Source organism: Pseudomonas sp. LB3P14 (genome assembly GCF_054898045.1).
Genome location: NZ_CM142714.1, coordinates 2,069,489 through 2,081,959, shown reverse-complemented (window position 1 = coordinate 2,081,959; position 12,471 = coordinate 2,069,489). Strand labels below are relative to the sequence as shown.

Below are 12,471 nucleotides of genomic sequence, written 5' to 3'. Positions count from 1 at the left end.
TCGTCTGGCCGTACCGTAGATCGACAAGTTGAAAGAGTTTCCTTTGTCGACGGAATCAACGATGTCGGCTTGATCCGATAGCCGCTAGACTTGCCGGCCTGTTTTGCCGCAAGGACGCTTTGCATCATGGCCTCTCGTTTATTGGCTGTTTCCTGTCTACTGGCCGCGGCTGCCGTGAGTGCCGAGCCGTTGACGTATCACCTCACTGACCCTGCGCAGAAATACGTCATCGACGTGCTGTTTGCACAGCCGCCGATCCAGACTTTCGACGGCGCTCCTGCGCTGATTACGTTGCGCGAAAGGGCCGGCGGTCAGGTGCTGCAACGCATCGAGTCAGCCGAAGCGTTCGCCCTGTTCAAGCCAGGCATCAAAGCGTCGGAGTTCGACCGGAACCTGGCGTATGCCGATCAAAGTTTGCTGTTGTTCGGCGATTTCAATTTCGACGGGCAGCAAGATCTTGCCGTACGCAATGGCAATGAAGCGGGCTATGGCGGTCCTTCCTACGACATCTATCTGTTCGATCCCGAGAGCCCGGCGCTCGTTTTCAGCAAGTCCTTTTCTGCACTGACCCGTGACACAAATCTGGGCATGTTCGAGATCGACCCGGTCGCCAAAAGCCTGCACACCCAGTCCAAAAGCGGTTGCTGCTGGCACCAGAGTGCGACCTGGCAAATACAGGACAAACACCCTGTAAAGGTGGCCGAGAAAATAGAGGTGACGCAAAAGCCGTCGGAAGCCAACCCGTTCATGCCTTCTGGCTATGTGGACGTTACCCGTCGTGAACTGAAGTCCGGCCGGTGGACGGAGCGTCGTCGCCTCGAAGGGCCCGTCGGTGAAGCGCCCGTCATGTTGCGCGGCACGCTTGATAACAAGATCCCGGTTGAACTGTGGTGGCAACTTCAGGGTGATGTCTATGTCGGGGAAGTCCGCTACAGCAAAACCGGCAGTGGCCAACCCATCCGGCTGGTGGGCAATACTTACGAAGATGGCGGTATTGTTCTGCGTGAACTGGACGACGACGGACAGATGATCGGCAACTGGTTCGTAGAAGGCACGCCGAACGAGCAGGGCAGCCAGACTGGCACGTGGATCAACGGTTCTCGTCAATTAAGCATCAATGTGAGGCCGACCGCGTTCAAGGTTGCCGCGCAAAAACTTGAGCGGGTCGCTGACAGTCAGCGTGAAGGGCGCTACCTCGTGAACAATGTCCAGGATCAGCGTGTCGGGGAGTTGACCGTCAAAGTATTGCCGGGGATCGACAACGGCCCCGAGGTGGCTGATATCAGCCTGAGCGTCTTTCAGCTCAAGGAACCGCCAGTCGAAGTTCATCATCAGTATCCACTGCTCGCCGGCAACCTTGTCATCGCACTCGATCCCCAGGGCGACCCGCTATTTCGGCTGCAGTTGCTCAACGGCGCCGCAGAAGTCACCGGTTTCGGTGAGTATCAGAAGTACAGCGCGGCTTACGTGAAACAGCACTGATGTAGTCGTGGCGCAACATCGACTCGGTCAACGTCTGGTTGGTGCTGTGGCCTGAAGGCGACGGTTCACCGACGGCCCAGGCCTCCTTTTTCGGCGATCCAGCGGGTGGTCAAATCGATAAAGGCCCGCAGTTTCGGCTGTGTCTGGGTGCGACTGGGGAAGTATAAGTACAACGCCGAGCTGAGGGGCACAAAGGGTTGCAGCACCCGTTCCAGCCGTCCATCCGCCAGCTCGTCGGCAATCTCCAGATCACAGGCATACGCCAGGCCCGAACCGCTGCGAGCCGCCGCCACCAACAGCCGGCGGTCATTGACGATCACGCCGCCCTCGACGCCCACGGTGAAGTCCCGACCCTCGCGGCGAAACTCCCAGCGATGGGCGCTGCCGGAGGTCGAGAAGCGAAAGCCGATGCATTCATGCCGGGTCAAGTCTTCCGGGATGACCGGTTTGCCCACCTTGGCGAAGTATTCCGCGGAGCCCACCACCGACCATTGCAGGTCGGGTGTCAGGCGCACCGCGATCATGTCTTTTTCAATCGACTCTCCCAGACGAATCCCGGCATCGAAGCCACCGGCCATCAAGTCGACCGTGGCGTCGTCCAGGGAAATATCGAGGGTGACTTGCGGATAGGCCTGCCGGAACAGTGGAATCAGCGGCTCCATCAGCAAGGACCCGGACATTCGCGGTGCCGTGAGTCGCAGCGTGCCCATGGGCTGATCACGGAAACCGCTGAGTACCGCCAGGGCTTCATCGATTTCACTGGCCGCCGGACGCAAACGGGCAAACAGACTGGCACCGGCTTCGGTCAGCGCCACCCGGCGAGTGGTGCGCTGAAACAGCAGCACGCCGGTGCGCCGTTCCAGCAGTTTGATCGCATGGCTGACGGCGGTGGGCGTAACGGCTAACCGAGTCGCAGCCAGGGTGAAGCTTTTGTGCTCGGCGACCGCGAGAAACTCGGTCAAGCCGTCGAAAGGGTCGTGGTTCATGTCGGCGCCATTATGAAAGAGCGTTTCATAGTGCTTGTAACACGAGGGCATTTTTCCGACCAATGTTCCTGCGTACCTTGTGCTTACCCCCAACGGCCTACAAGGATTCGCGAACATGACCACTTCCCAAAACTTCAAACGTGTCTGGCTCATCACGGGCGCTTCTCGCGGTATCGGCGCAAAGATCGCTGCCGCCGCGCTGGCCAATGGCGACGCCGTGGTGGCCACCGCCCGTGACGCCAGCAGCATCACCCAGCGTTTTGGCGAGCAGCCAGGCCTGCTGGCAGCCACCCTTGATGTGACCAACGAGGCTCAGGGCGTTGCGGTGGCCAACGCCGCCATTGAACACTTCGGGCGCATCGACGTGCTGGTTAACAACGCCGGTTTCGGTTTGCTCGGCGCGGTGGAAGAAGCGAGCAGCGATGAAGTGCGGCGCGTGTACGAAACCAACGTCTTCGGCTTGCTGAATGTCACTCGCGCCGTCCTGCCGCACATGCGCGCCGCTCGCCGTGGGCATGTGATCAACATTTCTTCGGTGGGCGGTTATCAGTCGGCACCGGGTTACGGTGTGTACTGCTCGACCAAGTTTGCCGTCGAAGCATTGAGCGAAGCCTTGCACGGCGAGCTGGCGCCGCTGGGCGTCAAGGTCACCGTGGTCGAACCGGGTTACTTCCGCACCGACTTCCTCGACAGCAACTCTCTGGTCGAGTCCCCTGAAACAATTGCCGACTACGCGTCGACCTCCGGTGAAATGCGCAAACTGGCCAAAGTCGTCAATCAGCAACAGCCAGGCGATCCGGAAAAACTTGCTCAGGCAATGATCATCCTGGTCGAGGCCGAGCAACCACCGCTGCGCCTGCCGCTGGGCACGGACTCGGTGACTTACATCGAGGCCAAGAACGCCTTCGTCACCGGCGAACTGAACGCCTGGCGCGAGCTGTCGGTGTCCACCGACTTCTAAGCACCCACCGGCCTGCAGCTGCCTCGCAGGCTCGGCAGCTGCAAAGAGCTCGGCCTTTGTGTGACCGGTGGTCGATGAACCTGTCTCGCCCGGCAATTTGCGCTTAGCTGAAAGGATAACGCCGACCCAAAAAAATAAGGCGTCACCGTGAGTCTGAGGAAATCCGCCATGCTGACCCTCAACATCAATGGCAAGGACCAGGCGCTGGATGTCCCCGCAGACATGCCGCTACTGTGGGTCCTGCGCGATGTCGCGCACCTGACCGGCACCAAATTCGGTTGCGGCATGGCCCAATGCGGGGCCTGCACCGTGCACGTCGACGGCGCGCCGCTGCGCTCCTGTATTACCCCCGCCACAGCCGTGGCCCATGGGCAAAAAATTCTCACCATCGAAGGCCTGTCCACCGACGGTTCGCACCCGGTGCAACAAGCCTGGGCCGAACTCGATGTGGTCCAGTGCGGTTATTGCCAGTCCGGGCAAATCATGTCAGCGGCGGCCTTGCTGGCGAAGATTCCCAAACCCACCGACAGCGACATCGATCAGGCGCTGTCCGGCAACCTCTGCCGCTGCGGCACCTATCCACGGATCCGTGCAGCGGTCAAACGCGCCGCCGAGATAGGTTGATGCCACGTTGAACGGAGTCTGAGCAATGAACAGCCTCAATCCTCTGTCACGCCGAGGTTTTCTCAAGGGCAGCGCGTTGCTGGGCGGTGGTCTGGTGGTGGCATTTGTCATCCCCGGTGCCCATCGCTTTGCCATCGGCGCCGAGAACCAAGGCAATGTTTTCGCGCCGAATGCGTTTTTACGGATCGGCAATGACAACAGCGTCACCGTACTGCTCGGCCATTCGGAAATGGGCCAAGGCATCTGGACCGGCCTGACTATGTTGATCGCCGAAGAACTGGACGCCGACTGGTCGAAGATCCGTGTCGAACATGCACCTGCCTCGGCAGCTGAGTATGGCCTGGCCGGATTTGGCGGGATGCAGATCACCGGCGGTTCGACCTCGACCTGGATGGAGTTCGACCGCTACCGTCAGGCCGGGGCAGCGGCGCGTTTGATGTTGATCGACGCGGCCGCTAAACGCTTCAACGTCGCCCCTTCCCAGATTCGCACCGAATCGGGTGTGGTCATCGCTGGCGACAAACGCGCCACCTACGGCGAACTGGCCGATGACGCCGGCAAGCTACCGGTGCCGGATCCGGCGTCGATCAAGCTCAAGGCGTCCAAGGACTGGAAACTCATCGGCAAACCGACCAAGCGCCTGGACACGCCAGAGAAAATCACCGGCCGCGCCAAGTTCGGCATGGACGTGCAGTTCGACGGGCTGATGACCGCCATGGTCGCGCGTTCACCGGTGTTCGGTGGCAGCGTCAAATCCTTTGAAGGCGCCGAAGCGCTGGCGATACCGGGCGTGCACAAAGTCGTGCAGGTGCCCACTGGCGTGGCGGTGATTGCCGATCATTACTGGGCGGCGAAGCTTGGGCGTGATGCGTTGAAGATCGATTGGGATCTGGGGCCGAACACCGGTCTCGACAGTCAGACGTTGCTGGAAAGCTTCCGCAAACTCGCCGCCACCCCTGGCACTTCGGCCAGTCAGGCCGGCGATGTCGCGGCCAGCCTGGGTAAAGCAGCGAAGACCATCGATGTCGAGTACAGCGTGCCGTACCTGGCCCATGCGCCGATGGAACCGCTCAATTGCACGGTGAAAATCACCCAGGACAAATGCGAAATCTGGACCGGCACCCAATTCCAGACGCTGGATCAAATGGTCGCCGGGAAAATCACCGGGCTCAAACCTGAGCAGGTGGAGATTCATACCGAGTTTCTGGGCGGTGGTTTCGGTCGCCGGGCCAATCCGACCTCGGACTTTGTCGCTGAAGCCGTGGAAGTCGCCAAGGCAGCGGGCGCGCCGGTGAAAACCGTCTGGTCCCGGGAGGACGACATCCGCGGCGGGTACTACCGCTCGGCGTTCCTCCACCAGGCACGCATTGGCCTCGATGCCGGCGGCATGCCGATCGCCTGGAAGCATGTCATGGTCGGGCAATCGATCATGGCGGGTACGTCATTCGAGGCGACCATGGTCAAGAATGGCATCGACAAGACGTCTGTTGAAGGGGTCGCCGACAGTCCTTACCTTGAGGGGTTGGCAAATCACCAGGTTGAACTGCATTCTCCGCAAACCGGCATCCGCGTGCTCTGGTTACGTTCGGTAGGGCACACCCACACCGCGTTCGTGATGGAGTCGCTGATCGACGAACTGGCAGAGGCGGCCGGCAAGGATCCGGTCGAATATCGGCGAACCTTGCTCAAGGACCATCCACGGCATCTTGGCGTGCTGAACCTGGCAGTCGAGAAAGCCGATTGGAAGGCGTCGTTGCCGGACGGCCATGCGTTGGGTGTCGCGGTGCATGAGTCCTTCGGCAGTTACGTAGCCCAGGTGGCCGAGGTGTCCGAGGACAACCTGGCGATCCGTGTGCATCGGGTGGTGTGTGCGGTGGATTGCGGCATTGCGGTCAACCCGATGAGCATCGCGGCGCAAATGGAATCGGCCATCACCTTCGGCCTCGGATTTACCTTGCACAGCAAACTGACCTTCAAGAACGGGCAGGTGGTGCAGTCCAATTACCACGATTATCAGGTGCTGCGGCTGAACGAAATGCCGGTGGTCGAAGTGCATATCGTGCCCAGCAGCGACAAACCCGGCGGCATCGGCGAGGCCGGTGTGCCGCCCACGGCGCCGGCAGTGGCCAACGCGGTGTTCGCCCTGACCGGGCAGCGCTTGCGCGAACTGCCGCTGCAACTGTCGGGGGTGTGAGATGAGACGACATCTGATTCTTGGCGCGGTGGTGTTGATCGGCCTGATCGGTTACGCCGAGGACCTGTTCGCTGACGATAAGGAAGCCATCAAGGCGTTCGATACGGTGCAAAAGGTCTTTCAGAGCCCGCGTTGCCAGAACTGCCATATTCCCGGCGATTCGCCGTTGCAGTTCGACGCTGGGATACCCCACGCAATGAACGTCGTGCGGGGCATGGACGGCAAGGGCGCGGCGGGTTTGCCCTGCGCTACTTGCCACGCCGAGAGTAATCCGCCGGCCAGTTACGGCGCTCACGCACCGCCGGGGGCACCCCACTGGAGCCTGCCGCCAGCCGCGCACAAAATGGCCTGGATCGGGCTGCCGGCCGACAAGTTGTGCGCAATGATCAAAGACCGCTCCAGCAACGGCGACCGCGATTTCGCCGCGCTGATCAAGCACGTCAGCGACGACAAACTGGTGCTTTGGGGCTGGAATCCGGGTCAGGGAAGGGCGCCGGTACCGGTGCCGCACGATATTTTCGTCACCCAGTTCAAACTCTGGGCAGACGCGGGAGGGCCGTGTCCGGTGCTGGGTAGTTGACCGGCGGTCCGTTAACAGGGAGTCAAACCGGGTATGGACGACTCTAAGAAATATACCCGCCAATGGAGTGAGTAATGCTGATCCCAGGCAAACCGGTAAAACCAGGTGCGTGCGCTGACCCGTTGCGCACGCCACTGCAGGAGCGCGAACTGCTGCGTGACCTGGCCCGCAAGGCCGAGGAGGAGCTGATGGGCGTGCAGATGGCGAGCATGGACGAGTTGACGCTGCTCTCCAATCGACACGGTTTTACAGCGCTGGCCCAACAAGGGCTGGGTGCCTGCAAGCAGCTGCAAAAGCCAGCCACGCTTCTGCTCTTCAATATTGATGACTTCAAGCACATCAACTATCTCTATGGCCGTGCCGAGGGCGACAAAGCCCTGAAAACCTTCGCTGATGTGCTGCGAATTGCCTTTCGCGAGAGCGATGTGATCGGCCGACTGGGTAACGACAAATTCGTCGTGTTGCTGACCGGCTCAAGCTTTGTGGAGATACCCGCGATAAAGGCGCGGCTCGAAGAAATACTCGAAGAGCGCAATGCCACGGTGCATCGCGGTTATGACATCCGCTTCAGCATCGGACAAATCGAGTGCAACCCTCAGATTCCTGGGGCGATCGAGGAGCTGCTGGTACAGGCCGATACGTTTACTTGGCAAATAACTGACCCACATCCTTGAATGCCTTGAACTCAAGTGCATTGCCGCACGGATCGAAGAGAAACATCGTCGCTTGCTCGCCCACCAATCCCTGAAAGCGGATGCCCGGTTCGATCACGAATCGGGTATCGAGGGATTTCAACCGTTCGGCCAGCGCTTCCCATTCCGCCATTCCCAGCACCACACCAAAATGCGGCACCGGCACGTCATGACCGTCGACAGCATTAGTGTGCGCGGCTTCTTGAGACGCGTTTTTCGGCGCCAGGTGAATGACCAGTTGATGGCCGAAAAAATTGAAATCGACCCAATGATCGCTTGAGCGACCTTCTTCCAGGCCGAAGACTTCGCCATAGAAATTCCGCGCGGCGGTCAGGTCGTAGACTGGGATGGCCAAATGAAAAGGGGAGAGTTGCATCGCAAGTGCCTCAACTGTCTGGATTCAGACTGAGTTTAGCCCTGTGCTTTTTGATTAAAAGACGATAATTTTTACACCGAGCTCAAATTATTTCGATCAATCGAGAATGCCATGCTGCGGGAACTGAAAACCTTCATTGCCGTGACGCGCTACGGCACTTTTGCGGCAGCCGGAATGCACATCGGCCTTACCCAGTCGGCCGTCAGCGCGCAGATTCGCAATCTGGAACAGGCCCTGGGGATTCGTTTGTTCGACCGCACCGGACGACAAGCGCTGCTCAATGCGGCGGGCCAGCGGGCGTTGCCGCTGGCCAGGGAAATGTTGGAGACCTTCAGCCGCATGGCGGTCAGCGATGATGTCAGCGAGTATCGCGGCGAGTTGAAAATAGGCGCGGTGGCCACGGCCCAGACTGGACTGCTGCCCCAGGCGTTGCTGCGACTGAGGCAACAGGCGCCATTGCTGGAGCCGAAACTGGTGCCGGGCGTGTCGTTGAACCTGTTGAGCCAGGTGGACACCGGTGAGGTGGACCTGGCGATCCTGATCAAGCCGCCGTTCGAGTTGCCCAAGGAGTTGTCGGCGCAGGTGATTCGCCGGGAACCGTTCGTGCTGATTGTGCCGGTCGACCTTGAAGGCGATGATCCATTGCAAATACTCGCCGAGCATCCCCATGTGCGCTACGACCGCAACTCATTCGGTGGGCGCTTGGTGACGCGTTTTTTGCGCGAGCAGCAGATAGATGTGCGGGTGGCTTTGGAGCTGGATGAACTGGAAGCGATCGTGAAAATGGTCGAATGCGGATTGGGGGTGTCGCTGCTACCCGAGGCGGGGCTCTGGCTTGAGCATGGGGCGAAGGTCCGGATCATCCCGCTGGGTGAGCTGACGTTCTATCGCGAGATCGTGCTGTTGCAGCGTTATAGCCAGCGCACACAGCCGATCCAGCAGCTATTTGCCCGGTGCCTGACTTAAACCACGGTCCTCTGTAGGAGCCGAGCTTGCTCGCGATGACGGTGTGTCAGGCGACATCAATATTGGCTATTCGACCGTCATCGCGAGCAAGCTCGGCTCCTACATAACAGGCACAAAAAACCCGCCTGAAGAGGCGGGTTTTTTAGTTGGCTGACCGAAGATTACTCTTCGAGGCTGCCCATGGCCGTGGTGTTGAAACCACCGTCCACGTACATGATTTCGCCGCTGATGCCGGACGCCAGGTCCGAGCACAGGAAGGCGCCGGCGTTGCCGACTTCGTCGATGGTGACGTTGCGACGCAGCGGGGTTTGCGCTTCGTTGGCGGCCAGCATCTTGCGGAAGTTCTTGATGCCGGAAGCGGCGAGGGTGCGGATCGGGCCAGCCGATACGCAGTTGACGCGGGTGCCGTCCGGGCCCAGGGAACCGGCCAGGTAACGAACGCCAGCTTCCAGGGAAGCCTTGGCCATACCCATGACGTTGTAGTTCGGCATGGTGCGCTCGGCGCCCAGGTACGACAGAGTCAGCAGGCTGCCGTTGCGGCCTTTCATCATTTCGCGGCCAGCTTTGGCCAGGGCCACAAAGCTGTAGGCGCTGATGTCGTGAGCGATGCGGAAACCTTCACGGGTGGTGGCTTCGGTGAAGTCGCCGTCCAGTTGGTCGCCCGGGGCGAAGCCGACGGAGTGCACGATGCAGTCCAGGCCGTCCCACTTCTTGCCCAGCTCAACGAAGACCTTGGCGATTTCTTCATCGCTGGCCACGTCGCACGGGAAGCACAGGTCAGGGTTGGAACCCCAGCTTTGTGCGAACTCTTCGACACGACCCTTGAGTTTGTCGTTCTGATAAGTGAAGGCAAGCTCAGCGCCCTCGCGATGCATGGCGGCAGCGATGCCGGATGCGATGGACAGCTTGCTGGCGACACCGACGATCAGTACGCGCTTACCGGCGAGAAAACCCATGTGTTGCTCCTCTCTTTCAGGTTATTACGCAGTGGCTGGAACCAGGAAAGCGGCTTCCAGCAACTGCTGTGTATACGGATGTTTGGGGGCCGCAAAAATACTTTGCGCGTCTCCCTGTTCGACCACTTGGCCTTGCTTGACCACCATCAGCTGGTGGCTCAGCGCTTTGACGACAGCCAGGTCATGGCTGATAAACAGATACGTCAGGTTGTACTTGGTTTGCAGTGAACGCAAAAGCTCCACCACTTGGCGTTGCACGGTCCGGTCGAGGGCCGATGTCGGCTCGTCCAGCAGAATCAACGCCGGTTTTAGCACTAATGCCCGGGCAATGGCGATTCTCTGCCGTTGCCCACCGGAAAATTCGTGGGGGTAGCGGTTCCGGGTTTCCGGGTCCAGACCTACCTCCTTGAGTGCCGCAATAATCGCTTGTTCCTGTTCTGCCTCGGTGCCCATCTTGTGGATCCGCAGGCCTTCGCCGACGATTTGGCTCACGCACATCCGTGGGCTCAGGCTGCCGAACGGGTCTTGAAACACCACCTGCATCTCCCGACGCAGCGGCCGAACCTGTTGCTGCGTCAGGCAGTCTAGCTGCTTGCCTTCAAAACGGATGGCGCCTTTGCTACTGATCAGCCGCAAAATCGCCAAACCCAGTGTCGACTTGCCGGAACCGCTTTCTCCCACAATCCCCAAGGTCTGGCCTTGAGGCAGGCTGAAATTGATCCCATCCACCGCTTTGATGTGGTCGACGGTTTTTTTCAGAAAGCCTTTCTTGATCGGGAACCAGACTTTCAGGTCCTCGACTTGCAGCAATGGCGGGCCAATCACATTGGTCGCCGGTTTGCCGCTGGGCTCCGCTGCCAGCAGTTCCCGAGTGTACGGATGCTGCGGCGCGCGGAACAACTCTTCGCACGATGCCTGTTCGACGATGCAACCGCGCTGCATGACACATACGCGATGCGCAATTCTTCGCACAAGGTTCAAATCGTGACTGATCAGTAGCAGCGCCATGCCCAATCGGGCCTGTAATTCCTTGAGCAATTCGAGGATTTTCAGTTGGACGGTCACGTCCAGCGCGGTGGTCGGCTCGTCGGCGATCAGCAGTTCCGGCTCGTTGGCCAGGGCCATGGCAATCATCACCCGTTGTCGCTGGCCTCCAGACAATTCGTGGGGCAGGGCCTTGAGGCGCTTCTCGGGCTCCGGGATGCCGACCATTTCCAGCAACTCCAGCGTGCGCTTGGTCGCGACTTTGCCGATCAGGCCCTTGTGGGTGCTCAATACCTCGTTGATTTGTTTCTCGATCGAGTGCAGCGGATTGAGCGAGGTCATCGGCTCCTGGAAGATCATCGCGATCCGGTTGCCGCGGATGTGACGGATGGTTTTCTCTTTCAGACTCAGCAGGTTTTGCCCGGAATACTCGATGGTCCCGGACGGATGCCGGGCGAGCGGGTAGGGCAGCAATCGCAGGATCGAGTGAGCAGTGACCGATTTGCCGGAGCCACTTTCGCCCACCAGCGCCAGGGTTTCCCCGCGCTTGATATCGAAGCTCACGCCTTCGACGACGCGCTGAACGCGCTCGCCGACGACAAATTCGACGGCCAGGTCGCGCACTTCGATCAGATTGTCCTGATTCATTTCACTTCCTCGGGTCGAAGGCATCGCGAGCGGACTCGCCGATGAACACCAGCAAACTCAACATCAACGCCAACACCGCAAACGCGCTCATACCGAGCCACGGCGCTTGCAGGTTGGATTTGCCCTGGGCCACCAGTTCACCCAGGGACGGCGCGCCAGGCGGCAGACCGAAGCCCAGAAAGTCGAGAGCGGTCAGGGTGCCAATGGCGCCGGTCAGAATGAACGGCATAAAGGTCATGGTCGAGACCATGGCGTTGGGCAAGATGTGGCGGAACATGATCGCACCATTCTGCATCCCCAATGCCCGCGCGGCGCGCACGTATTCCAGATTACGCCCGCGCAGGAATTCGGCGCGGACCACGTCCACCAGGCTCATCCACGAAAACAGCAGCATGATCCCCAACAGCCACCAGAAGTTCGGCTGGACGAAACTGGCGAGGATGATCAGCAGATACAGCACTGGCAGCCCGGACCAGATCTCCAGGAAACGCTGTCCGGCCAGGTCGACCCAGCCGCCGTAGAACCCCTGCAAGGCCCCGGCAATGACGCCGATGATCGAGCTGAAAATGGTCAGCGTCAGCGCAAACAACACCGAAATCCGGAAGCCATAAATCACCCGCGCCAACACGTCGCGGCCCTGATCATCAGTGCCTAGCAGGTTGTCGGTCGAAGGTGGCGCAGGAGCCGGGACTTTCAGGTCGTAGTTGATGCTTTGGTAACTGTAGGGAATCGGCGCCCACAGGACCCAGGCGTCTTTTTCCTTGAGCAATTCGCGGATGTACGGGCTCTTGTAGTTGGCTTCCAGTGGGAATTCACCGCCGAAGGTGGTTTCCGGGTAACGCTTGAGCGCCGGGAAGTACCAGCCGTTGTCGTAGTGCACCACCAGCGGTTTGTCGTTGGCGATCAGCTCGGCACCGAGGCTCAGCCCAAACAGCAGCAGAAACAGCCACAGCGACCACCAGCCACGCTTGTTGGCCTTGAACAGTTCGAAACGTCGGCGATTGAGAGGGGAGAGATTCATC

General features: G+C 59.9%; 12 protein-coding genes. 7 read left to right on the top strand and 5 right to left on the bottom strand.

What is annotated here, in order from left to right; genetic code table 11:
- Positions 1 to 126: 126 nt before the first annotated feature.
- Positions 127 to 1,482 carry an XAC2610-related protein gene (locus tag ACYZT5_RS09535; RefSeq protein WP_462050868.1) on the top strand — a complete coding sequence of 452 codons (1,356 nt, stop codon included), beginning with the start codon at positions 127 to 129 and terminating at the stop codon, positions 1,480 to 1,482.
- Between the two features lie 65 nt (positions 1,483 to 1,547).
- Here the strand turns inward: ACYZT5_RS09535 and ACYZT5_RS09530 are convergent, their stop codons facing one another.
- Positions 1,548 to 2,468 (bottom strand): LysR family transcriptional regulator, encoded by a 921-nt coding sequence (locus tag ACYZT5_RS09530; protein ID WP_462050867.1) that lies wholly within the window; start codon positions 2,466 to 2,468, stop codon positions 1,548 to 1,550.
- 115 nt (positions 2,469 to 2,583) lie between these two features.
- Here ACYZT5_RS09530 and ACYZT5_RS09525 point away from each other — a divergent pair, with 115 nt between their 5' ends.
- The 5 genes from ACYZT5_RS09525 (at position 2,584) to ACYZT5_RS09505 (ending at position 7,501) form a co-directional block, all read left to right on the top strand.
- The gene (locus ACYZT5_RS09525; protein WP_462050866.1) at positions 2,584 to 3,429 is read left to right on the top strand and encodes an oxidoreductase; all 846 of its coding nucleotides are present in this window, start codon (positions 2,584 to 2,586) and stop codon (positions 3,427 to 3,429) included.
- 168 nt (positions 3,430 to 3,597) lie between these two features.
- Entirely contained in the window at positions 3,598 to 4,053 is a 456-nt protein-coding gene (locus tag ACYZT5_RS09520) for a (2Fe-2S)-binding protein (RefSeq protein WP_462050865.1), read from the top strand.
- Positions 4,054 to 4,078: 25 nt separating this feature from the next.
- A complete protein-coding gene (locus ACYZT5_RS09515; RefSeq protein WP_462050864.1) occupies positions 4,079 to 6,247 on the top strand; it encodes a xanthine dehydrogenase family protein molybdopterin-binding subunit in 2,169 nt (722 codons plus the stop codon).
- A 1-nt stretch (position 6,248) separates the two neighbouring features.
- The gene (locus ACYZT5_RS09510; RefSeq protein WP_462050863.1) at positions 6,249 to 6,827 is read left to right on the top strand and encodes a hypothetical protein; all 579 of its coding nucleotides are present in this window, start codon (positions 6,249 to 6,251) and stop codon (positions 6,825 to 6,827) included.
- 74 nt (positions 6,828 to 6,901) lie between these two features.
- Positions 6,902 to 7,501 (top strand): GGDEF domain-containing protein, encoded by a 600-nt coding sequence (locus ACYZT5_RS09505; RefSeq protein WP_462050862.1) that lies wholly within the window; start codon positions 6,902 to 6,904, stop codon positions 7,499 to 7,501.
- On the opposite strand, the gene ACYZT5_RS09500 is transcribed toward ACYZT5_RS09505, so the two are convergent.
- On the bottom strand, positions 7,470 to 7,895 hold the full coding sequence (locus tag ACYZT5_RS09500; protein ID WP_462050861.1) for a VOC family protein: 426 nt from the start codon (positions 7,893 to 7,895) through the stop codon (positions 7,470 to 7,472). The two genes, ACYZT5_RS09505 and ACYZT5_RS09500, sit on opposite strands and share 32 nt — an antisense overlap.
- A gap of 111 nt (positions 7,896 to 8,006) precedes the next feature.
- Here ACYZT5_RS09500 and ACYZT5_RS09495 point away from each other — a divergent pair, with 111 nt between their 5' ends.
- A complete protein-coding gene (locus ACYZT5_RS09495) occupies positions 8,007 to 8,861 on the top strand; it encodes a LysR family transcriptional regulator (RefSeq protein WP_462050860.1) in 855 nt (284 codons plus the stop codon).
- Positions 8,862 to 9,022: 161 nt separating this feature from the next.
- Here the strand turns inward: ACYZT5_RS09495 and fabI are convergent, their stop codons facing one another.
- Genes fabI through ACYZT5_RS09480 form a run of 3 tightly spaced genes read right to left on the bottom strand, consistent with a single transcriptional unit; the run spans position 9,023 to position 12,470 of the window.
- On the bottom strand, positions 9,023 to 9,817 hold the full coding sequence (gene fabI, locus ACYZT5_RS09490) for an enoyl-ACP reductase FabI (RefSeq protein ID WP_008152082.1): 795 nt from the start codon (positions 9,815 to 9,817) through the stop codon (positions 9,023 to 9,025).
- Between the two features lie 24 nt (positions 9,818 to 9,841).
- Positions 9,842 to 11,449 (bottom strand): ABC transporter ATP-binding protein, encoded by a 1,608-nt coding sequence (locus ACYZT5_RS09485; protein ID WP_462050859.1) that lies wholly within the window; start codon positions 11,447 to 11,449, stop codon positions 9,842 to 9,844.
- Between the two features lies 1 nt (position 11,450).
- The gene (locus ACYZT5_RS09480) at positions 11,451 to 12,470 is read right to left on the bottom strand and encodes an ABC transporter permease (RefSeq protein ID WP_462050858.1); all 1,020 of its coding nucleotides are present in this window, start codon (positions 12,468 to 12,470) and stop codon (positions 11,451 to 11,453) included.
- Position 12,471 lies beyond the last annotated feature (1 nt).